Here is a 21,386-nt window from a genome sequence, read left to right as displayed (position 1 = left end):
TTATCTTTTATGAATCAACTTACCAGCCAGTCTTTGAAATCCTTCACGCGGTCGCGGCTTACCGTAATTTCTTCTTTAGGCTGAAACTCGAGCTCAACTTTATAGTTGGGTGATGTATGGATATTTTTAATGTAATCCGAATTGATAATAAACTGTCGGTTTACCCTGAAAAATTTCCTGTCATCCAGAATATCTTCCAGTTCATCCAAAGTAAAATCCGAAGGAAAAGCACGCTCCTGAGTCTGCAGATAAACAATTTTATTCTCGCTGTAAAAGCAGCTGACTTCATGCGTCTGCACGATCTTAAGATTGTACCCGATCTTCACCAGAATCCTGGAAAGCGTAGTCTTATCTTTTTTAATTAACTGCTTTATTTCCTGTGAATTAACAGAATTATCCGAAGGGATAAACGACTTGAATTTTTCAATGGCCGCACCGAGATCTTCATCTAAGATAGGTTTTAAAAGATAGTCGATGCTGTTGAGCTTAAATGCTTTCAGCGTATACTGGTCAAAAGCAGTGGTATAAATGATAAACCCTTTCGTCGGAACTTTTTCAAAGATATCGAATGACAGGCCGTCCCCCAGAACAATATCCGAAAAGATAAGCTGAGGATGTTCATTTTCAGAAAACCAGGAAATGCCTTCTTCTACAGATTCTATTTTGGCAATCAATTCTATATCAGGAAATTCGGCAAGCATTCTTTCCAATTTCCTTAAAGCCGGTTTTTCGTCTTCGATAATAACTGTTCTTATCATTTTTTAAGTTCCAGATTGAGTTTTAAGATCTAAAAATAATTAAAAGTTACCAGTTTTTAAAACTGAATGGGGTCTTTTGTTTTTTTCATTTCTTTTTCAATGATGCCTCGCTCCCATTCTGAATCAAAAATGAATAGCTTCACGGCTTTTACCGTTAAAATAATTCCCCAGATAGCAAGGATAATGGATCCGTCCCAAAGTGAAAGATGAATTCCTTTTTTAAAAAAATCATCTGCAAAAATGATTGCGGCAACAATTCCGAACCATAGAAGGTTTTTATAGAATTTTTTTAAGTCGTGTACCCTTTGTTGTGCCTGATTGTAGTTCATTGTATTAATTTTTAAAGGTTATTATTAAAGTGTTTTTGTATTTTTCTTTCTTCATCCATCAGCTGTCTGATCTTTTTTTCCTCCCAGTCTTTCCCGATTCCGAACGTATTGGCGGCGTGGGCTACAATTCCTATTCCCCAACCTAACATCGGCCAGATGAACCATAGATATTCTCGTGATGTAATAAGATTCAGGACCGCTAAGAAAGAAATAACAAGGCAGTATGAAGTAAGGTTTCCGTAAAATCCTTTCAGTTCTTTTACTCTTCTTGATGCTTTTTGGTAGGCTAATTCTTCTTTGTTGATGTACGTTTCCATAATTTTTATTTTTAAGATTAATTGTTTGTTTTTGTTGAGACAAATGTAGCACGGAAACAGGCCTTAAATCAATTTAATATGACCGAACCGTAGAATATGCATCCTGAATTGTAAAAATCCCGACTCAACGGAGAATCGGGATTTTGTTTTTCTTCGATTTTTTTTCTTTTGCAGATTATGCTGAATACCAATTGGTATTCTGATGATTTAATTAAATGAACTTGTTAAGATTAGACTTAATTAGTAAATAAACGGAATCAGTTTTTTTGTTTTTCTTCTGTATCCCAGATATTCTTCCCCGAACTGCTCAATCAAAGTTCTTTCTTCAACCGTAATTCTGTAACTGAAAGCAATAAACGGAATTAAAAAAGCTAAAATCAACGAGAACCAATTGTTAAGATACAATCCCAGGCCGAGTGAAGTCAGCAGCGAAAAAGCGTATGACGGATGCCTTATATATTTGTAGAAACCTTCCTTTTTAATTTTGTGATCTTCACGTATCGTTACATCAACGGTAAAATATTTACCCAATGATCTGATGATGATAAACCTAAGAATAATTCCCACCCATACAAGAGCAACTCCGATGTAATAAATCCGGTCTTCATCAGAAATCGGTAGTTTTGTAAGATATGAAACACTGACGGATGATGCAATGGATAACGGAATAGCCAGCCACAGAATATTCAGCGTTGAGCGGTCTTTATCTTTTTTGTCATTGTCCCCGGATTTTAGAATATTCTTGTATAGAATTTCACTTAAAAACCATACTCCCATGGAAACAGCAAACAAGATCTGTAGTATTTTCATGATTATTTATTGTATTTATTCTGTGCAGCTTTTTCTTCTTCCATCAGTTTTTTAATTTTCTTTTCTTCCCAGTTTCTTCCTAAAATAGCTCCAGGAACAAAAACATTAATAGCATAGCTGATAAGTCCGATTCCCCAGAAGATTGGCAGCGAAAAGTACTTCAGATGCCAGATTGTTTCTCCCGGCTTTAATTGTTTGTAATTCATTACCATGATAAAAATATTCACCGCGAGGTACACGAAAGCGAAAACATAGAAATTTTTTATTTTCCTGACGCGTTTTTCTGCTTCTTTGTATCTGATTTCATCTTTATTGATAGAATTCATGATGTTTTTAATTTTTAAAGTTATTCTGCTTTTCTAAAATTTCCCTGATTTTCTTTTCTTCCCAGCTTTTTCCGACGGCAAAAACACTCATTCCGTGGGCGACAAGACCTATTCCCCACCCCAGCATCGGCCAGTAGAACCAGATATCTCGGGGCGAAGTTATGAGGTTGAGAATAATCAGAAAAGGAATGATAATGCAATAAGAGATCAGGTTTCCATAAAAGCTTTTAAGTTCTTTTACTCTTTTTTGTGCTCTTTCGTAAGCTTTGTCTTCATCGGTTGCTTTTTCACTGACAACATTAGGCTTAATCGATAATACCGGAAGTTTTACTTTAAAATAATCTTCAGATTTTTCGATAAAGACATTTTTCTTTGTGAGCAGTGAATACCGCTGTACAATATTAGCCAGTCCTATTCCGGAACTTTCTTTGATCTGCTCCCTTACCTGAAGGTTATTTTCAATACACAGCGTATCATTTTCAGAATAAATTTTGATGATAAGAGGTTTTGATGATGTCGCAAAGTTGTGCTTGATACAGTTTTCCAGCAACAGCTGAAGCGACAACGGAACGACAAATCTTCTGTAATCTTCTTTTTTCACATCGAAAATGAAATCTACACTGTCTTCAAATCTTGTTTTCAGTAGTTCACAGTATGTTTTAGCAAATTCCAACTCATCTTCAACAGTTACGAGCTCTTTGTCCTTCTGTTCCAAAACATACCTGTAAATCTTTGACATTGAAGCGGTAAACTTCTGGGCCTGCCTGGGATTTTCATCAATAAGCGAACTTAATACATTTAAAGAATTAAATAAAAAATGCGGGTCAAGCTGGTTTTTAAGACTTTCGAACTGGGCGTTGGCAGACGTTGCAATAAGTTTCTGCTCCACCACTTCTTTTCTGGATGTTTTTTTGAGCTCTACCATGAAGCTTTTGGCATGGAGAAAGGCGGAAATGAGCAAAGCAATATTAATGGTAAACCAATTGATATAATTATATTTCCCGGTAAAATATTCTTCGGTAGTGGCACTTTTCTGAAAAACGACAAAATTCATGTAATTACAGAAATAAACCATGATGATATTCGCCAATAAAATAGAAATAATACTGATCACAGCCCTTTTGGTCGTAGCTTCAGACCAGGGAAACTTTTTATTGAGAAAATCATTAATAAGCCCGTTTCCTGCACCCAAAACAAAAGAGTACATGGAAGATATGGCAATGGTAAGCATAAAGTTCTCCAGATTTTTTTCATCGGTAAAGACAAAAAAGAAAAACATGGATGTTGCCAGCGAAACCCAGCATAAAGTTATAAAGTTCTTGCGTTTCATTATCGGTTTTCCTGCCTCAAAATTAGGCTGTCTAAAAGTATTAAAAATTATTTTTGCCGAATGACTCTTTTCTCTGCAATCCCATCAAAAACCTTCTCCGAAGAGAAGGCTTATGAAAATTATTTCGCGGCACCGCTTAGAAAATATTCTGCTTCGGCTCTTCCCCAGTTCGGGTCCAAAGCGGTTTTAGGTTTAAAAGCATTGAATTTTACAAGTGCTGCTTTAAACTGTTCCAGTCCTTTTTCTTTACTTCCGCCATATTGTTCCGGTGTAAAATAAGTATCTTCGGCTTTAATGAGCGCTACTCTCGGGTTATTTGGGTCCAGGGTTTCTGCTTTCTTAAGCTCTTCCATGGCTTTCATTCCGTCTGTCATGTATCGTTCTGCGGGATTTTCCATCATTCTCAGCGAATAGGCCATTTTTCTCAGAAGATGAATTTCAGAATTGTCCTTCCCGGCAATAGCTTCTGCCTGATCCAGATACTTATCGGCAATGCCTGCATTGATGGAAAGCTCGGACATTTTACCGGACTGCATCTGCATTCTGCCTTTCTGAAGATAAGCCAATGCGGCATAATAGGAAGGCAGCCACTGCTTTGTTTCCTTTTTCCCGATCCTGTCGAAATCATTGGCCAGCGCCTGGAATTCATCGGTTGATCTGGTGGTTTCCAGTTTCGCAATTTTATCAGACATAATTTTTTCATAATCTGCCTGAGCAAAAGCTGTTAAACTCATCATACTTAAAGCGAAAGTTAAAAAATATTTTCTCATTTTTAAATTTTTTAAAGTTAATAGTAATGTATTTAATGTAATTTTTATTATAAATTATTGTTGATGGCATCCTGTGTTTTATCAACCCCGAAACTGATGAAAGCTCCTATAAAGACAAAGGTATTTACCGGCGGTACTACTGCTGATCTCCTGCTTCCATCCATTGAAAAATTGTAGCCGTACACGTTTTTTGAGCCTAATATATTCGATACGCCCAGTACCAGAACGGTAAATGCTTTAGCATCTTTCTTCCCTAAATTAGGAAGATAATTTACACTGAAATTCAGAGCATTATAATCTTTTAAGCGTCCTTCGTTTCTTACAAAATATTTCTGATCCCCGTTCACATCCTGTGTTGCAATATCATAATACGGACGGCCTTTGGCATAAGTATAAGAAAGATTAAATCCCGTTTTCCATTTTGGTACAAATCTTTTTGCCACCGCTGAAAGCGTATGCTCAGAAGCAAAATTAGGTTTCAGGCTTACCGGATAATTCATAAAATCTCTTTTTGAATCCAGGTAAGAATAGCTGATCCAGTAATCAATATTTTCAAATGTTTTTTTATCTCTCCAGAATAGTTCAAGACCTTTTGCAAAACCATAGCCATTGTTGTTGTCAGCCGTCTGAATATACTGATTCTGTCCGTCAATATAACTCAGGTTTTTTACTTTGATCAGGTCATCATATTTTTTATAAAAAGCTTCCAGCCTAAGACTTCTTCCTTCTGTTGTTCTCTGTACCTGGAAGATAAAATGTTGCGCTTTCTGAAAATCAAGATCTGCCGGTGCGTTGATGTATCTGCTTTCAGGATTCTGATAAAAAATACCGTACGCGAAAGAGGTTGTCCAGTCTTTGGCAAAACGGTAGGCTAAAGCCAGACGCGGAGCAATATTGCTTTTTTCAAGGTAAGATGAATATTCTGCTCTTACTCCAATTTTAGCGGACAATTGATTGCTGAATCCAAGGTCTGTTTCCACAAATGCGGAAGAAATCAGGTCTTTGTAGTTTTTCTGAACAAATTCATCGAAGCTGAGTTTTTCGCTGGCTGCATTGAGTTCAACTCCACCACGCAATGCACTGATTTTATTAACTTTCCTTTCTAAAACGGTTTTGAAATTGATATAATTCCCGTCGGTCAAAAGTTTAGTTTTTCCAGTTTCAACACCATCCTTTTCAGTTGAAAAATTAAGATCCGACCGGTTGAATGAATAGGATGTTCCGGCATTCAGCAAATATTTTCCGAATTTCTGTTTAAATGATAAATTATGATAGGTGTTTTTTCCTTTTAATTTTACCAGAGACCAATCAGAATCTGCCGGCTCGAGACTTTGGGTTTTCACTCCCATTCTGTTGGAATCGTACATTCCATAATACTTAAAGAAGCCTCCTGATTTTGTTTTGATTCTGAAATTAAAATCACCGTTAAAACTTTGGGGAGCTTCTGAAAAGTCGGTGTTGAAGTTAATAACATCCTGCATCAGCTTTAAATTGGAATATCCTAAGCTTGCTCCGAAAGAGGTGGTTTTATTTTCGCTTAGTTTCTGAAATCCGGCATTCAAAAATATGGGTGAAACTCCGAGATCGTAAGAACTCTGATCAGGAAGGTCAACACTTTCCAGCATCAGAGCTCCGGAAAGGGCCTGTCCGTACAGTGCAGAATATCCGCCGCTTGAAAATACATTTCCCTTGAAAAGGGAAGTATTAAAACGGTCTCTTCCTGCAATTCCCGGAACCGAATTCGAGAAATAATTGTTGATAAGGCTTCCATCCATGAAAATTCTGGACTCCGTTCCTGTTCCTCCACGGATGAAAAGGCCTTCTGTTTCTCCTACTTTCTGAACCCCGGGAAGGTAGGTAAGAGCAGAAGATATTTGTCCGTCTGCTCCTGCGGTAGTATAAATATCAATCGGGGTGAGAAGTGCTGTAGCCCTTTTTTTGTCGCTGGCTTCAATAGATCCGGCTGATACGACAACAGCATCAATTTCACTGATTTGCTCCTTCAGTTCAGCATTTACTGAAATTTCCTGATTTTCAATGGTTATTGATCTTTCAACATCCATGTACTTGGGATGTGTAAATAGTAAGGTTCTGTTCCCTTTTTCCGATGTTTCAAAAGAGAAATTCCCTTCTGTATCGGTGGTTGCTCCGTCATATGTATCTTTCAGGGTAACATTTACCTCTGCCACGCCTTTATTCTTATAGGTTACCCTTCCCGATATTTTTGTCTGTGCTATGCTTAATGCAAAGAACAGAAGAGAAATGAGAAATAATAGTTTTGTTTTCATAGCTTTATTTTCGGTTCAAAAATAGGATGAAATTTTAATGAAGATAAATTTTTGTTACCGAACGGTAGATTTTGAATTCTGAATGGTTGGTTTTGGTTTTAAAGGCGGGAGCGACTACTCTTTGTTATTACCAACAAGAAAGGCATAGTTAATTGTGCCTGATTAAACCACTCCGTCAAAAATTTCCTGAATTTTTGTCACCTCTCCAGGTAGGGGAATTTCAACTAGCTGTTTTATTTTCAATTATCAAGTTTATTATTCTTTAGAAAAGAATCTTTTACTGTTATTTTCAAAAAGATCTTAAAATCGTAAGGTATATCCGTAAATGTTTTTTTAAATTTATACTACAATCACTTTAAATCATTTAAAAATGAAAGTTAAAACATTATCATTACTGGCAGCATGCACGTTGTTTGTTGTTTCGTGCGGAACGACAAAAACATACCAGGTCATGTCTAAAAGCAACACACAGACCGGCGGAACGGCAAAATTTACCCAAAAGGGAGACGAAGTTGTGATGAAGCTGGATGTCACTAACCTTACCCCGGGAATCCATGCCGTACACATTCATGAAAAGGGAGACTGTTCTGCAGCTGACGGAACTTCAACCGGAGGACACTGGAATCCTGCCAAAGATGATCACGGAAAATGGGGTGCCGAACATTTCCATATGGGAGATATCGGCAATCTTACCGCCGATCAGAACGGAAACGCCATGCTGACTTTCAAGACCGACAAATGGTGTCTGGGATGTACAGATGAGTCTAAAAACATTATCGGAAAAGGAATGATTATTCATGCTTCCGCAGACGACTTCCATACGCAGCCTACGGGAAATGCCGGCGGAAGAGTGGGATGTATAGAAATTAAATAATTTCTTTTATTTCAATAAAAAAACCGTTGCCTTCGAGAACATCAGGCAACGGTTTTTTTGTTTCTTGTTACGGTCTTGCCGATCAAGATAATTGTTATTTTAAGACTTTACATTCATATCTCCAATGATGTTCATGGCTTCCTGAAGGTAAAGGTCTTTTTTAAGATTTTTGATCCAGATTTCAGATTTCTTTTTGAATGCTTCATCTTTTTTCTCTCTCTCTATTTCATTAGGATACATGGAAAACTTAAGTCCGTTTTCAAATTTATTTAAAGATTTGAATTTTTCAATCTGTGCTTTTCTCTGTTTGGTAAGCTCATTAAACTTATCGATATTCAGCGTTATTGTTTCTTCTTTATCCAGTTTTTCTCTCCATTGTGCAGATTCCAGCAATAGCTGATATTTAGCGTTTTTCGCCATTCTGTCTGCGCTTGCTTTTTCCAGAGCCTGAATGTTGAAATAATTAAGCTTCTGGAAGTTGGTAGAAGGAATTTTATCCCAAGCTAAAGCATAGTCGTCATATCGTTCTCCCACTTCGGCATAGGTAAAGAAATCTTTCATTTCAATATCGGAAACAATTCCTTTTCTCTGGGTAGATTCACCGGTAATTCTGTAAAATTTCTGAATCGTAAGCTTTAGAGATCCGAAATCGTCTTCTGTATTTAAGAATCTGTTCAGATCCACGAAAGTCTGTACCGTCCCTTTCCCGAAAGATTGTGGAGATCCGATAATCATTGCTCTTCCGTAATCCTGCATTACCCCTGCAAGAATCTCAGATGCAGATGCAGAGAGTTCATTTTGCATAATTACTAATGGTCCTGTCCAGATCGGCGCTTCCTGCTTGTTTTTAAGGGTCTGGATTTTCCCGTTTCCGTCTTTTACCTGAACATAAGGTCCTGCATCCATGAAAAGTCCCATGATATCGCCTACTTCCGTAAGAGAACCTCCTCCGTTGTTTCTAAGATCCAGAACGATCCCTTCGATATTCTGCTGTTTCAGCTTAATGATTTCATTTTTGATATCATCTGAAGCATTTCTTCCGTTTGGATTTTCAAAATCTGCGTTGAAGCTCGGCAAATTGATGAAACCATATTTTTTACCGTTTGGAGAGTTGATGACAATACTTCTTGCGAATGTATCTTCAATCGCAACCTCTTCACGGATCATTGTTACGTCTTTAATCGTTCCGTCTTTTTTCTGAACAGTTAAGGTTACCGGTGTTCCTTTTTCTCCCCTGATCAATCGTACCGCTTCGTCAGAAAGCATTCCGACAACGTTTACGGCGTCTTCCTTCGGTTTGGATTTTACCTTTAATATTTTATCTCCCTCGGAAAGCTGTTTGGATTTCCATGCCGGAGCACCAATCGTTAAGGTTCCCAGATACAGATTTCCTTTTTTCTCCTGGATAATGGCACCGATCCCTATTACTTTTCCTGTAAAGTTGGTATCGAAGTCTTCTTTATCTTTTGGTGAATAATAGTTGGTGTGCGGATCGAAAACTTCGGTGTAAGCGTTCATATATACGGTAAACCAATCCATTTTCTTTCTTTTCTTGAATCTGGTGAATGTTTCTTTTACAAGATCTTTTACCTCATCTGTTGCTTTTTTAATCTTCTGATCCGGTGCAATAGGCTCGTACCTGATCGTATCTTTCAGCTTATATTTCTGAACAGAATCTTTCTTCTCTTTCTGAGCTTCTTCTTTGCTGTTCATGGATTCAATTTCCTGAAGAATATTGTATTTAATGAATTTTTTCCACTCATTATACATCTCCTGTTTGTTTACAGGTGATTTTTTAAGTTTCGGCTCAAGAATCAGTGATTCATCTTCTTTAAGATCAATCGGCTTGCTGAAAATATCCTGTGTCATTTTATCAATTTCATCGGCACGCTGGTATAATCTGTCGACCGTAAGTTTGTAAAAAGTAAGATCTCCCAGGTTAATATAATCATCAAGCTTGGTTTCGTGCTTTGCAAATTCGTCCATATCCGACTGCAGGAAGTATCTTTTCCCCGGATCTACCAATTCGAAATAATGCTTGTAAACATCTTTGGAATACGCATCGTTAATAGGTTTTGGACTGTAATGTAAATAAGAAAGTGTGTTTTTTACGCTCACCATTATCGTCTGCATCTTTTCGTCATCATTTTTAGGCGAGTTGAAACAAAACATTAGACTTGTTAATGGAATGAGGAGTAAAAATTTATTTAGCTTAAAATTTTTCCACATAAATCGGTAATGTATTTTATTAATTTTTTTATAAAAGTATTTTAATGAGTAGTAATTTTTGATTTACTGTTACAAATTATCAAATTTAATACCTTCTTTACAAATATCGATTAGTTTTAAGTATTTTTGTTAAAAATTAAATTTTAATATGGAAAGACCTCTTATTCTGGTTACTAATGACGACGGGATTACGGCACCTGGTATCAGAAATCTTGTAAGTTTTATGAACGAAATCGGAGAAGTAGTTGTTGTAGCACCCAACTCACCACAAAGCGGTAAAGGTCATGCGATTACCATCAATTCTACGCTCAGCTATGAAGAAGTGCACCTGGAAGGCCCGCAGAAAGATTTTTCATGCAGCGGGACACCGGTAGACTGTGTAAAGATGGCGCTTGATAAAATATTACCGAGAAGACCCGATATTGTAGTTTCGGGGATCAATCACGGGGCCAATTCGTCTATCAATGTTATTTATTCCGGGACGATGTCTGCAGCGGTAGAAGCAGGTGTAGAGAATCTTCCGGCGATCGGATTTTCGTTACTGGATTTCAGCTGGGAAGCAGATTTTACACAGGCAAAAGAATATATTCAGAATATTGTTAAAAGAACCTTGGAAAACCCAATGCCTAAAGGCGTTGTTTTGAATGTGAATATCCCGAAGCTTTCAAAGGAAGAAATTAAAGGGGTAAAAGTCTGTAAACAGGCTCACGCCAAATGGGAAGAAAGCTTTGATGAAAGGGTAAATCCTCACGGTAAAAAATATTACTGGCTTACCGGATATTTCAACAATATGGATGAATCTGAAGATGCAGACGAAACAGCTCTTGCTAACGGCTACATTTCCATTGTTCCGGTAAAATTCGACCTTACGGCGTATGAGTATATGAATACGCTAAGCGAGGTGATGAAGTTTGATTAAATCTAAAATATTGAGAGGCTGTCTCAAAAGTGAGACAGTCTTTTTTATTGATCATAAAAAAAGGAAAGTCTGAGACTTTCCTAATTGCAGCAATTTTCATAAATTGCTGTATGCATAGTAGATCAAAGGTAATCTTTAAAGATTATAATCCCAAACAAAACTTTTTGTTTCCGCCCAATTTATTAGATTTTATAGAAGAGAATCATCCGGTACGGTTGGTTTCTGAGGTTATAGACCGATTGGATATCCGCAACCTGATTAACGAATATAAATCAGGGGGAAGTTCCAGCTATCATCCTAAAATGCTTCTGAAGGTTCTGATTTTTGGATATCTCAATAATATTTATTCGAGCAGAAAACTGGAACAGGCATTAAAGGAAAATGTCTACTTCATGTGGCTTTCAGCAATGCAGAGACCTGACCATAACACGCTTAACCGCTTTAGGAGCGATAAACTCAAAGGTCAGATCAGGGATATTTTTACTCAGATTGTGATGCTGCTTCATAAAGAAGGACACGTTAGTTTAAAAACAACCTTTGTAGACGGAACCAAGATAGAAGCCAATGCAAACCGCTATACTTTTGTCTGGGGAAGAGCTTTGAAGAAAAGCAGGGAAAGAATAGAACACCAGCTGGAAGAATTATGGAATTATACGCAGCAGATTGCTCAGGAAGAACTTAGAGATACCGAACCTGTTATTTTTAAATCTATTGATAAAGAAAAAGTAAGTAAGGTCATTCAAACCATAGATTCTGTTTTAAAGAAAAAGAAGATTTCCTCAAAAGTTCGCCAGAAGATTGGTTATGCCCGTAAAAACTGGCGTAACAATCTGGAGAAATATGAAGCATATGAAAAGATTCTGGCCGGAAGAAACAGCTTTAGTAAAACGGATCATGATGCTACTTTTATGAGGATGAAGGAAGACCATATGCGAAACGGACAGCTCAAACCCGCTTATAATCTGCAGCTTTCTACCGAGAATCAGTTTATTGTTCATTATACCCTCCATCCTAATCCTACTGATACCCAGACCCTGGCCTTGCATATAGAAAGCTTTGAAGAAAATTATGGACACCCACCTGGTGAAGTTGTTGCAGATGCAGGATACGGAAGCTATGAGAACTATGAATTTCTAAGACAGAAAAAAGTAAAAGCATATGTAAAATACAATTACTTTAATAAAGACCAAAAATCAAAACAAGTTACCCAGTCTGCATCAAATCCCAAACTTGCAAAACATAGGAACAGGATTTTCAGGCTTCTCAATACCAAACGGGGAATTGCCTTAAGAAAGCAACGATGTTACGACGTAGAACCTGTTTTCGCCCAAATCAAGCACAATAAAAGTTTTAAACGCTTTTTCTTACGAGGAAAGGTGAAAGTAGAAATTGAAACCGGTCTTCTCGCCATCGCCCATAACCTTAAAAAACTACAAAAAGCAGCATAAAACAACTGCTTTTTGTAGTTTTTTATAAAACATAGAAAATGTCCCGCTTTTTATAAACTTCAAAACTAAATAAAAAAAACAAAAGAGACTGCCTTTTGAGACAGCCTCTTATTTTTTGTCCTTTTGTCTTGAAACAAAAGAACGAAAAGTTCAAGACTTGGGAACTTTCGCTAAAAATTAATTCTATTCTCTAAAAATTCTAAAACTCGCGCGAATTTAAGATTTGTTCTTCGGTTCAAACAGTTATCTCGCGCTCAAACAGTAGAATTTTTTTGACGTTCATAGAATTAATTTTCTTAACGCTCCATTTCCCTATGTCATATTAATTCATAAATAGCTGTCAAAATTTGTATAAATCTGTGAAGAAAAATTAAAACAAAACTCTATCCTCCTTCCTTAGCTCTTCCAGATATTTCTTTTTATCATCCCGATAAAAAAGATTCATGGTTTCAAAAGGAATCATTTTCAGGTCCTTATTAACGATATGAACACAGGATTTCTTTACTGCCCTGACATCAAAATCGTGAGCATCCATAAAGTTCATAATAATAATTCTGAACAGGTTGTCATAATCCAGATTCGGTGCAGCAACTTCAGGAAGACAGCATAATAACTGGTTCACCTTCGGTTTTACTTTATCCACAGAAATTCCGGTACTGAAAATATCCAGCAGCTGCATCTGAAGGCCGGTATCCTGCTCGTAGACAATTGTGTTTTTCGTTTCATTGTTCAGAAGATCCGCAGGATTGATGTATCGCGTTAAAGGAATTGTTTCGCCTTCCAGTTTCAGAATGTATCCCATCGCCAAAGCATCAGGATTACATGGAACCGGAATAATATCATCAGAATTCAGAAGCGGAAACTGGTTTAAAATTTCCTGTCTCACTTCCGTCAGGGTAATTTTCTCTTGTGCAGAATCATCACGGTTTCTTCCGGCAATTTCTACGGGCTGAAAGGTAATTCCGCGGACACATTTCTGTTTTAAGGCAAAATCGATAATTTTTCCGATCTCATCAATATTTTTTCCTTTCTGAAGTACAATAACAAGCGTGGTGGAGAGGTTTAAAGCATTTAATTTTTCCAAGGCTTTCATCCGGACATCGGTAAGATCTTTTCCCCTGAAATCTTCCAGGACTTCTGGTTTAAAAGAATCAAACTGAAGATAAATCTCAAATTCCGGTGCGTAGGTTGCAAGCTTTTCAGCAAAACCGGGGTCATTGGCAATTCTTACACCGTTGGTATTTAGCATTAAATGCTTAATTGGCTTTGATTTGGCAATGTCCATGATTTTAAAAAACTCAGGATGAATGGTAGGCTCTCCCCCACTGATCTGCACAACATCCGGTTCGCCTTCATTTTTAACGATAATATCAAACATCGCCTCTATTTCTTCCAGGCTTCTGTGGCTTCCGTAGTGCGGCGATGACATAGCGTAACAGGTAGGACAGGTAAGGTTGCAACGGTCTGTTACTTCCACAATGGACAGGCAGCTATGTTGCTCATGATCAACACATAAACCACAATCGTAAGGACAACCATATTCTACATCGGTTCCGAAATGAACCGGCATCTCCGAAGCTTTATTATAATTTCTGATATTTTTATAATACTGCACATCAGAAGCAATTTTTGTTTTGAAAAATCCGTGATCGGGGCATCTTTTGGTCATGAAAACCGCTTCATTCTCAATGATAATTTTAGCACCAACTCTTTTCAGGCATTCCGGGCAAAGGCTGATGGTATAGTCGTAATAGGTATAGTTTCTTACTGGCATATTGATTTTTATAAATTAAAGCCGCAAATGCAACCTCCTGCAATAAAAGTTAATACACCTATCAAAATTCCCATTAGAGGTGCTTTAAAATTATATTTCTTTTCCTTGTTTGAAGCGGACATGATTCCCAAAATCAGAATAGCTACTATAGAAATAGCTATAATAATGATTCCTGCGATAAGAAAGAGCAATCCGAACCCAGCGAACCGCCCTCCTAAGTTACCTACTTCTAATAATTTCATGTCTGTTCTTTTTTAATAGATAAATATAATAAATGATAATTGAAATACATACCAATTGTATGGTGCTTAATCCTAAAATGATATTGTATGTCGGTTTAATAAAATCAAGAAGAAATCTGAACGAGAAATAAGAAAGCATAAAAATCTGAAATAAAACTCCGGATTTATATGCATAATTTCTCTGGAAATATTTCAAAGAAATAAACAATATCAATAAGAATATCATTTCGTATAAAGCAACAGGATGCCTATTGATATGATCTCCTAGATCCATTCCAAGCATGGAACTTGTTGGTAATCCGTAAGTTTCTTCATAAATTCCGGTACAAAAACAGCCAATTCTGCCAATAAACATAGCTACAATTAACGGATAGACCATCCGGTCTCCTGTGCTTTCTTTTTTACCTATGATTTTCTTCATGACCTCAACTCCTATAAGGCCACCGGCCAAACCTCCCACAATGGTATTATTCAGCCAGATATATATCCACGTATCTGAAGCCTTTATAAAATCATCCGGTCTCTCTAATGAGCCAATGAGATGTGACCCGATTAAAGCACCAAGAGTTGCAGCAATAAGAATCAACAAAGAATTGACATTGCTGAATTTTTCTTTATCATTTCTTTTTGAAAAAGTATAATATCGCATCCCGATAAAAATCCCTAAAGATTCTGTGACCGGATGGAGTAAAATTTCTTTGCCGAAAATATGAAAGGTTACAGGAAAATCCATGGCTCCAAAAGTATCATTTTAAATTAGAACTCAAATCATTTTTTACAGTAAGGTGATTAAATATAGCCTGCATTCGGAATTGAAGTTAAATTATTTATAAAATCTTTAGTTTAAAAAATCCTATCAATCTTTTTCCTATTTTTATTTAAATATAAAATTTTCCAAATTATGAGAATAGAATATGATATAAAACTGGGTTTTAAGGATGTTATGTTTCGGCCGAAACGTTCCACATTGAAATCCCGTTCGGAAGTTGATCTGGAAAGAGAATTTACCTTCAGGCATACCCAAAAAAAATGGAGCGGAGTTCCCATCATTGCCGCCAATATGGATACAGTGGGAACTTTTGAAATGGCTGTGGAGCTTGCGAAGGAGAAAATCATTACCGCCATCCACAAACATTATACCCCTGAAGAATGGACTGCATTTCTGGATTCACAGCCTGAAAATATTCATCAGTATATTGCTTTAAGCACCGGAACCGGTAAGTCAGATGAAGAAAAAATCCGTATCATCCTCGAAAAGCATCCAAAAATCGAATTTCTCTGTATTGATGTAGCCAACGGTTATTCGGAGCATTTTGTTGAATTTGTGAAGAAGGCAAGAGCTAATTTTCCTGATAAAATCATCATTGCCGGTAATGTGGTTACCGGAGAAATGGTGGAAGAGCTTCTTCTGGTAGGTGCAGATATCATAAAAGTAGGAATCGGTCCCGGATCTGTCTGTACGACACGGGTAAAAACGGGTGTCGGATATCCGCAGCTTTCGGCGATTATTGAATGTTCAGATGCAGCCCACGGATTAAAGGGACACATTATTGCAGACGGCGGCTGTAAAGTTCCCGGAGATGTAGCTAAAGCTTTTGGCGGCGGAGCAGATTTTGTCATGTTAGGCGGAATGTTTGCCGGCCATGATGAGAGCGGCGGTGAAATCGTGGAAGAAAATGGTAAAAAATACCGGCTTTTCTACGGAATGAGTTCTAAAACAGCCATGGATAAACATTCCGGAGGTGTTGCAGAATATCGTGCCTCTGAAGGTAAGACCGTAAAAGTCCCTTATAAAGGGCCGGTTTCGGAAACGGTGAAAGATATTTTGGGCGGAGTGCGGTCTACCTGTACGTATGTAGGCGCTTCGACATTGAAAGAGCTGTCTAAGAGAACTACTTTTATTAGAGTTCAGGAGCAGGAAAACCAGGTATTTAAGGAGTAAAAGTGAATAAAATATTTAATATAACAAATGGAGATTATCTCGCCGAAAAGTTAAAACAGACAACAATTTCAGGCGAGATAATAATCTGCAGAGAAGCTTTAGTTGCTGGTCCCTTACAAGCTGAGACTATAGATAAATTGTGGGATATCAGATCAGGATTTATCTCCAAAAACTATTTTGGTGAAAAGGAAGATTATTACCATAAGGTTGTTTCGGAATTTGAAAAGATTAAAAATATTCCCGAAAATTCTGAAGTGAATCTCTGGTTTGAAGATGATCTCTTTTGTCAGGTCAACATGTGGTTTTGCCTGACTTTGGTTCCAAAGTGGAGAAATATAAAAATATACAGAGTTTTTCCAAAAAATTCATTAGAAAACAAGTGGGAAGGATTTGCAGATTCAAATGATATGGATTTGCAGGAGGCGTGGAAGTCGAAAATTTTATTTGATCAGAAAGATATTGATCTGGGATGCGATTTATGGAAAGCTTTTCAAAATAATGACAGAGATAAATTAAAGCAACTTTCTCGGCATGAATCAGAATGTTTTCATTTTTTGAGAGAACTGATCCATGTTTATCAGAATGTTAATCCTGAAACTTTTGTCAGAGATTTAATGCATAACGGAACGATGAATTTCAATGCTGTTTTTGAAAAATTCCGAAACGAACTTGGAATTTTCGGATTTGGAGATCTTCAGGTAAAACCGTTTTATGATAAAATTCTCAAAGAAAGATAATATCATTTTGTTCTGATGTATTTCTTATTAAAATATTTTTCCAGCTGCATACTTACATAATCTCTTGGCTCATTTACTGATGACATTTCATCAAAATATAACACGGCAGGCACTGTTTTTATCTTATCTAAAACCACAGAATCCGATGGTGTTGTTTTTAAAGTATGAATTCTTTCGCTTATTTCATTGTCATAAGCTTTTAAATCTGTGTATAATATCTCTTTAGCAATATTATTTATATTAAAGCTGAGATTAAAATTCTTATACTTCTCGGGGAAGAAATCTGTTTGCGGCAGTAAAATAATAATCATACTGAAAATCCAGAATTTTTTGATCTCCCCAAACCTCATATATAGTATCACCGATGAGCTTAGCAGCCAGAAAAAGATAATATTCTCAAACTGTCTTCCGATACTGTTCATAATAAATCCTAAGAACAGTAAGGGCAAAAAAGAAATCAACCAGATTATTATTAGCTTTTTGAAATAATATCTGCGAGTATTCTTTTTACCCATTTTAAATAAAAGGCATCTTCGGATTCGGCCATTCTCAGAAAATTTCCGGGCGCAAGAAATGAGATTAAAATCCCTGATAATGCCACAATTAATATTATTCTCGTTTTGATTGATACATCCTGAGTATTTATATATACTATAATACCGAGTAAAATCAGTGCTAGAATTTCATTGGAGCCCATCAATATAAATATCAGTATCAGAACTAAATTATACCATATTACTTTACCTGTATCATTATATTTTTTGAAGAAGAACAATAAAAATCCGGACAAAATAACAGGTAAAAAATAAACATTGGATCCGGTAAACCAAAAGAAATGCTCTGAAATGTTCGTTAAAATAACAGTATAAAAGAAAAATAAAACGAAGCCTTTAATAATCGCCTGAAGCCAGGAATACTTAAAAAACTCTTTAAAATTCAATGCTGAAAGACCTATAAAAGAAAGGATAAGAAAAACAGGATATATTTTAGGTAAAATATTTTCAGGATCATCTGAAAGAGGAACAAACATATTATAAGTATATCCGAAATACCGTCCTCCCCAATTCCTATAAAATTCCTGCATATTTCCAACAATACCGAATTTCCCGGTTGTGTATGCATAAATATAATCATCGGTCTGATATACATTGAAAAAAGATATGTATACCAGACCGATGATAAGTATAATTGATAAAAATGCAGTAATATAATATACTGACTTCATTTTTTATGTTAATAAACCGCCGTCTACGTTAAGGGTTTGCCCTGTTATATATGAAGCCATTTCACTTCCTAAAAATACACAGGCATTGGCAATATCTTTAGTCTGACCCAGTTTTTTCATAGGGATTGCTTCGTTCCATTTGTCTTTTGCTTTATCGTCAAGCGCATCTGTCATTTCAGTCTGGATAAAGCCGGGAGCAATTGCATTGCAACGGATATTTCTGGAGCCTAATTCAAGCGCTACAGACTTTGTAAATCCTATAACTCCTGCTTTTGAGGCAGCATAGTTGGCCTGTCCTGCATTTCCGCTGATCCCGACTACTGAAGTCATATTAATGATAGATCCTTCCTTTGCCTTCATCATCGGTTTGATTACTGCTTTGGTAAGATTAAAAACAGAATCAAGATTTACCCTGATTACCATATCCCAGTCTTCTTTAGACATTCTCAACAGCAGATTATCTTTTGTAATCCCCGCATTGTTGATCAGGATATCAATTTTTCCAAATTCATTGAGTACTTCGTCTACCAATGTCTGGGCCGCATCGAAATCTGATGCATCAGACTGGTATCCTTTAATTTGAGTTACAGAACTTAAAGTTGCTTCTAATTCCTTAGCTTTGTCAACAGATCCGGCATAGGTAAAAGCGATTTTTGCGCCCTGTTGGGCGTACATTTCAGCAATTCCTTTTCCGATTCCTCTTGTAGCTCCCGTGATTAGCGCTACTTTTCCTTCTAATAGTTTCATATATGACAATTATTTTCTTTATAACTTAGCTCTTTGAAAATTGGCTAATATACATTTTTTAATTTAGAGATAAACAGTGCGCAAAGATATTACAAAATGTTATTTATTGCATTCTAAATTTTATTTTTTTGGATAATTTATTATCTGTTTTTTATCATAATCATAATTATTCAATAAAATTCCTTTCATTCTGCTCCGTAAAATAGATAAATTGTAATTCTTTTCCTTTGATAAGTTTCAGCCCTTTTTTATCCTGAATGTATTTATCAAAAACAACCTCTGCCAAAGGTTCGTTCTTATGATTGGTCACACCGAATTTGTCATTTTTCTTTACGATAAATTCATTAGCTCCGGAGAAAGTAATAATGTCATCATAAACAAATGGAACGATTTCTTTACCATCTTCGCTGAGTATTCCGTAGAAACTATCGATATTTTTCCCTACCAGCATCGGATACATTTCTAAAGGCTTAATTTCTTTAAACCCTTTTAGTTCTATGTATTGCCCATCCTTTGGTGAGAAACTGTAGTAAGAACCCTCTTTACTTACAATAATCGTGTTGGGAAATATTTTTTCAATCTCGTAGTCTTCTTTTAGAATATTTTTTAAATTTTTATCTACAATAGTTTCCTCATCGTTCTTTCGAAGATATATGTATTTTTCTCCGGCAATGGTAAGTCCTTCTACCCTGTCATATTCTTTGGGAAAGACAATTTCCCCTGTCAGACGAACAACGGCAACTTTAGGATTATACTGATCCTGTGACGTTTTAAACAAACCGTTAAAAATTGGGTTTACATAATGGTAATCAAGTTGATACACCATCCTTTCCTTCTTTGAAAAAAGACTTACTTTATCATCCTTTGTAAGGTAAATATATTCCCGTCCGACAAAAGCCTGATCATAGATTTCATCAGCAATGATGTTTTCTTTCTCATCAATAATACCGTATCGGTTTTTGGAAGCATTAAGAGTTACGAGAAAAGGAAAAGCATTGATATTGTCGACATTATGGTTGGTAATGACCGTGAGAGTTTTACCGTTATTATCAATAATCTCCCCGGAATTCTCTCCGGTAGAAATATACGTACGGCCTTTATAAAACCGGAGGTCGGTTGTAAATGTTCTGTCAGAAACCTGTTTTCCGCCGAAATCATAAATCATCCAGACACCTGCTTTCTTCACAAAAAACCTGTTTTCGCTGCCGAATTCTATTTTTTCGGAAAAAGGAATAATTTCTTTACCGTTAAAATCATAGACACATTCTTTTCCCTGTTTTGTATAAATCAGACGGTCTTTATTTTCCCAGGTCCGAAACCTGAAGTTGTCCAGAGGAATAAGTTCTTTTCCTTTTTCATCAATAAGCGCTGTTTTGCCTGCAGAATTTCCAGATTTTACCCTAAGGATGAACCGGTCTTTCCAAAGCCTTGAAATCTCGCTTTTAAAGGGATAATTAAAAGTAATATTGCCTAAAGAATCTACAATTCCGGAAGTTCCGGTCTTGGCATCGCTGATCATTCCGTAACCTTTTGTGTAGGAACGCACTTCTTTGCCCAGCTTTTTTGTTAAAAGTATCTGTTTATACTGATCCGTCTGTCCGAGGCAAACCGACGAAAACAGTACGAAAATTAGCTTTTTCAATTAAATGGAATTATTTACGATGAGAACGATCTCACCTTTTAACGTTTTGCTTTTTGAAAATTCAATGAGTTCAATAATTGTTCCGCGTTTGGTTTCTTCAAATTTCTTTGAAATTTCTCTGCTCAGGCTTACTTTAGTATTTTCCCCGAAGAATTCTTTGATCTGCTCCAGCGTTGTATTGATTTTATGAGGACTTTCATAGAGCACGATGGTCTTTTTTTCTTCAGCCAGCTGTTTCAGCTTGGTCTGTCTTCCTTTTTTCTGGGGCAGAAACCCTGCAAAAAGAAATTCGTTATTGGGAAGTCCGGAAACTACTAAAGCCGGAACAAACGCTGTGGCTCCCGGAAGACAGATCATATCAATATGATGATCAGCACCTGCTTTTGCCAGTAAATAGCCGGGATCCGAGATTCCGGGAGTTCCTGCATCGGTGATAATGGCAATATTCTGACCGCTTTTAAGATCAGCAATTACTTTATCTGTAGTCTGATGTTCGTTATGGAGATGATAAGATTTTAAAGGTTTGGAAATCTCGAAATGCTTCAGAAGAATTCCGGAAGTTCTCGTATCTTCACATAGTATATAATCCACCTCTTTCAGCACATTTACTGCTCTGTAGGTCATATCTTCCAGGTTCCCGATCGGTGTGGGAACAAAATATAGAATTCCGCTCAAAATT

The 21,386-nt window shown here is 36.6% G+C and carries 22 protein-coding genes; 5 read left to right on the top strand and 17 right to left on the bottom strand.

The features are described 5' to 3' along the window. Positions 1-14: 14 nt before the first annotated feature. The 8 genes from ACYT6F_RS05715 to ACYT6F_RS05680 all read right to left on the bottom strand — a co-directional run bounded on the left by ACYT6F_RS05715 (position 15) and on the right by ACYT6F_RS05680 (position 6,928). Complete coding sequence (locus ACYT6F_RS05715; protein WP_472600279.1) at positions 15-758, bottom strand: LytR/AlgR family response regulator transcription factor; 744 nt, start codon at positions 756-758, stop codon at positions 15-17. Between the two features lie 56 nt (positions 759-814). Further along, a complete protein-coding gene (locus tag ACYT6F_RS05710) occupies positions 815-1,087 on the bottom strand; it encodes a 2TM domain-containing protein (RefSeq protein WP_472600278.1) in 273 nt (90 codons plus the stop codon). Between the two features lie 11 nt (positions 1,088-1,098). Further along, positions 1,099-1,404 carry a 2TM domain-containing protein gene (locus ACYT6F_RS05705; protein WP_472600277.1) on the bottom strand — a complete coding sequence of 102 codons (306 nt, stop codon included), beginning with the start codon at positions 1,402-1,404 and terminating at the stop codon, positions 1,099-1,101. Between the two features lie 240 nt (positions 1,405-1,644). Continuing rightward, positions 1,645-2,214: a methyltransferase family protein gene (locus ACYT6F_RS05700; RefSeq protein WP_472600276.1), complete on the bottom strand. Its 570-nt coding sequence runs from the start codon at positions 2,212-2,214 to the stop codon at positions 1,645-1,647. Between the two features lie 2 nt (positions 2,215-2,216). Then, complete coding sequence (locus ACYT6F_RS05695) at positions 2,217-2,540, bottom strand: 2TM domain-containing protein (protein WP_472600275.1); 324 nt, start codon at positions 2,538-2,540, stop codon at positions 2,217-2,219. A gap of 7 nt (positions 2,541-2,547) precedes the next feature. Next, positions 2,548-3,870: a 2TM domain-containing protein gene (locus ACYT6F_RS05690; protein WP_472600274.1), complete on the bottom strand. Its 1,323-nt coding sequence runs from the start codon at positions 3,868-3,870 to the stop codon at positions 2,548-2,550. A 119-nt stretch (positions 3,871-3,989) separates the two neighbouring features. Continuing rightward, positions 3,990-4,640 carry a hypothetical protein gene (locus tag ACYT6F_RS05685; RefSeq protein WP_472600273.1) on the bottom strand — a complete coding sequence of 217 codons (651 nt, stop codon included), beginning with the start codon at positions 4,638-4,640 and terminating at the stop codon, positions 3,990-3,992. A gap of 47 nt (positions 4,641-4,687) precedes the next feature. Continuing rightward, entirely contained in the window at positions 4,688-6,928 is a 2,241-nt protein-coding gene (locus tag ACYT6F_RS05680; RefSeq protein WP_472600272.1) for a TonB-dependent receptor, read from the bottom strand. A gap of 370 nt (positions 6,929-7,298) precedes the next feature. On the opposite strand from ACYT6F_RS05680, the gene ACYT6F_RS05675 reads away from it, so the two are divergent. Beyond that, positions 7,299-7,802, top strand: a complete 504-nt coding sequence (locus ACYT6F_RS05675; protein WP_169231674.1) for a superoxide dismutase family protein — start codon at positions 7,299-7,301, stop codon at positions 7,800-7,802. A 99-nt stretch (positions 7,803-7,901) separates the two neighbouring features. Here ACYT6F_RS05675 and ACYT6F_RS05670 read toward each other — a convergent pair whose 3' ends face one another. Beyond that, a complete protein-coding gene (locus ACYT6F_RS05670; RefSeq protein WP_472600271.1) occupies positions 7,902-10,031 on the bottom strand; it encodes a carboxy terminal-processing peptidase in 2,130 nt (709 codons plus the stop codon). A 148-nt stretch (positions 10,032-10,179) separates the two neighbouring features. On the opposite strand from ACYT6F_RS05670, the gene surE reads away from it, so the two are divergent. Both surE and ACYT6F_RS05660 read left to right on the top strand, forming a co-directional pair. After that, positions 10,180-10,950, top strand: a complete 771-nt coding sequence (surE, locus tag ACYT6F_RS05665) for a 5'/3'-nucleotidase SurE (protein WP_169231672.1) — start codon at positions 10,180-10,182, stop codon at positions 10,948-10,950. Between the two features lie 110 nt (positions 10,951-11,060). After that, positions 11,061-12,398 (top strand): IS1182 family transposase, encoded by a 1,338-nt coding sequence (locus ACYT6F_RS05660; protein ID WP_472597713.1) that lies wholly within the window; start codon positions 11,061-11,063, stop codon positions 12,396-12,398. 370 nt (positions 12,399-12,768) lie between these two features. Here the strand turns inward: ACYT6F_RS05660 and ACYT6F_RS05655 are convergent, their stop codons facing one another. Genes ACYT6F_RS05655 through ACYT6F_RS05645 form a run of 3 tightly spaced genes read right to left on the bottom strand, consistent with a single transcriptional unit; the run spans position 12,769 to position 15,147 of the window. Further along, entirely contained in the window at positions 12,769-14,172 is a 1,404-nt protein-coding gene (locus tag ACYT6F_RS05655; RefSeq protein ID WP_472600270.1) for a radical SAM protein, read from the bottom strand. A gap of 8 nt (positions 14,173-14,180) precedes the next feature. Continuing rightward, positions 14,181-14,414: a hypothetical protein gene (locus ACYT6F_RS05650; RefSeq protein WP_472600269.1), complete on the bottom strand. Its 234-nt coding sequence runs from the start codon at positions 14,412-14,414 to the stop codon at positions 14,181-14,183. After that, a complete protein-coding gene (locus tag ACYT6F_RS05645) occupies positions 14,392-15,147 on the bottom strand; it encodes a prolipoprotein diacylglyceryl transferase (protein WP_472600268.1) in 756 nt (251 codons plus the stop codon). Before ACYT6F_RS05645 ends, ACYT6F_RS05650 begins: the two co-directional genes overlap by 23 nt. 168 nt (positions 15,148-15,315) lie before the next feature. Between ACYT6F_RS05645 and ACYT6F_RS05640 the strand changes: the two genes are divergently transcribed. Further along, entirely contained in the window at positions 15,316-16,356 is a 1,041-nt protein-coding gene (locus ACYT6F_RS05640) for a GMP reductase (RefSeq protein WP_472600267.1), read from the top strand. A 2-nt stretch (positions 16,357-16,358) separates the two neighbouring features. Beyond that, positions 16,359-17,093: a DUF1835 domain-containing protein gene (locus tag ACYT6F_RS05635; RefSeq protein ID WP_472600266.1), complete on the top strand. Its 735-nt coding sequence runs from the start codon at positions 16,359-16,361 to the stop codon at positions 17,091-17,093. 2 nt (positions 17,094-17,095) lie between these two features. Here the strand turns inward: ACYT6F_RS05635 and ACYT6F_RS05630 are convergent, their stop codons facing one another. The 5 genes from ACYT6F_RS05630 to rsmI form a co-directional block, all read right to left on the bottom strand. Then, positions 17,096-17,515: a hypothetical protein gene (locus tag ACYT6F_RS05630; protein ID WP_472600265.1), complete on the bottom strand. Its 420-nt coding sequence runs from the start codon at positions 17,513-17,515 to the stop codon at positions 17,096-17,098. A 50-nt stretch (positions 17,516-17,565) separates the two neighbouring features. Then, positions 17,566-18,318 carry a DUF6056 family protein gene (locus ACYT6F_RS05625; protein WP_472600264.1) on the bottom strand — a complete coding sequence of 251 codons (753 nt, stop codon included), beginning with the start codon at positions 18,316-18,318 and terminating at the stop codon, positions 17,566-17,568. A 3-nt stretch (positions 18,319-18,321) separates the two neighbouring features. Beyond that, a complete protein-coding gene (gene fabG, locus ACYT6F_RS05620; protein ID WP_472600263.1) occupies positions 18,322-19,065 on the bottom strand; it encodes a 3-oxoacyl-[acyl-carrier-protein] reductase in 744 nt (247 codons plus the stop codon). Positions 19,066-19,231: 166 nt separating this feature from the next. Continuing rightward, entirely contained in the window at positions 19,232-20,707 is a 1,476-nt protein-coding gene (locus ACYT6F_RS05615) for a WG repeat-containing protein (protein ID WP_472600262.1), read from the bottom strand. Next, the gene (gene rsmI, locus ACYT6F_RS05610; RefSeq protein ID WP_472600261.1) at positions 20,708-21,382 is read right to left on the bottom strand and encodes a 16S rRNA (cytidine(1402)-2'-O)-methyltransferase; all 675 of its coding nucleotides are present in this window, start codon (positions 21,380-21,382) and stop codon (positions 20,708-20,710) included. It abuts the gene before it with no gap. Between the last annotated feature and the right edge of the window lie 4 nt (positions 21,383-21,386).

Source organism: Chryseobacterium sp. NG-CE01 (assembly GCF_055695505.1).
The sequence above is the reverse complement of the archived record's forward strand: the minus strand, read 5'-3'. Positions and strand labels throughout refer to the sequence as shown.

Excerpts from the sequence above, each read along its gene's own strand:
- surE (WP_169231672.1), top strand. The coding sequence starts at position 10,180 with ATGGAAAGACCTCTTATTCTGGTTACTAATGACGACGGGATTACGGCA.
- ACYT6F_RS05675 (WP_169231674.1), top strand. The coding sequence starts at position 7,299 with ATGAAAGTTAAAACATTATCATTACTGGCAGCATGCACGTTGTTTGTT.
- ACYT6F_RS05640 (WP_472600267.1), top strand. The coding sequence starts at position 15,316 with ATGAGAATAGAATATGATATAAAACTGGGTTTTAAGGATGTTATGTTT.
- ACYT6F_RS05685 (WP_472600273.1), bottom strand. The coding sequence starts at position 4,640 with ATGAGAAAATATTTTTTAACTTTCGCTTTAAGTATGATGAGTTTAACA.
- ACYT6F_RS05700 (WP_472600276.1), bottom strand. The coding sequence starts at position 2,214 with ATGAAAATACTACAGATCTTGTTTGCTGTTTCCATGGGAGTATGGTTT.
- ACYT6F_RS05710 (WP_472600278.1), bottom strand. The coding sequence starts at position 1,087 with ATGAACTACAATCAGGCACAACAAAGGGTACACGACTTAAAAAAATTC.
- fabG (WP_472600263.1), bottom strand. The coding sequence starts at position 19,065 with ATGAAACTATTAGAAGGAAAAGTAGCGCTAATCACGGGAGCTACAAGA.
- ACYT6F_RS05670 (WP_472600271.1), bottom strand. The coding sequence starts at position 10,031 with ATGTGGAAAAATTTTAAGCTAAATAAATTTTTACTCCTCATTCCATTA.
- ACYT6F_RS05680 (WP_472600272.1), bottom strand. The coding sequence starts at position 6,928 with ATGAAAACAAAACTATTATTTCTCATTTCTCTTCTGTTCTTTGCATTA.
- ACYT6F_RS05655 (WP_472600270.1), bottom strand. The coding sequence starts at position 14,172 with ATGCCAGTAAGAAACTATACCTATTACGACTATACCATCAGCCTTTGC.
- ACYT6F_RS05695 (WP_472600275.1), bottom strand. The coding sequence starts at position 2,540 with ATGAATTCTATCAATAAAGATGAAATCAGATACAAAGAAGCAGAAAAA.
- ACYT6F_RS05690 (WP_472600274.1), bottom strand. The coding sequence starts at position 3,870 with ATGAAACGCAAGAACTTTATAACTTTATGCTGGGTTTCGCTGGCAACA.
- ACYT6F_RS05630 (WP_472600265.1), bottom strand. The coding sequence starts at position 17,515 with ATGAACAGTATCGGAAGACAGTTTGAGAATATTATCTTTTTCTGGCTG.
- ACYT6F_RS05705 (WP_472600277.1), bottom strand. The coding sequence starts at position 1,404 with ATGGAAACGTACATCAACAAAGAAGAATTAGCCTACCAAAAAGCATCA.
- ACYT6F_RS05645 (WP_472600268.1), bottom strand. The coding sequence starts at position 15,147 with ATGGATTTTCCTGTAACCTTTCATATTTTCGGCAAAGAAATTTTACTC.
- ACYT6F_RS05625 (WP_472600264.1), bottom strand. The coding sequence starts at position 18,318 with ATGAAGTCAGTATATTATATTACTGCATTTTTATCAATTATACTTATC.
- ACYT6F_RS05660 (WP_472597713.1), top strand. The coding sequence starts at position 11,061 with ATGCATAGTAGATCAAAGGTAATCTTTAAAGATTATAATCCCAAACAA.
- ACYT6F_RS05715 (WP_472600279.1), bottom strand. The coding sequence starts at position 758 with ATGATAAGAACAGTTATTATCGAAGACGAAAAACCGGCTTTAAGGAAA.
- ACYT6F_RS05650 (WP_472600269.1), bottom strand. The coding sequence starts at position 14,414 with ATGAAATTATTAGAAGTAGGTAACTTAGGAGGGCGGTTCGCTGGGTTC.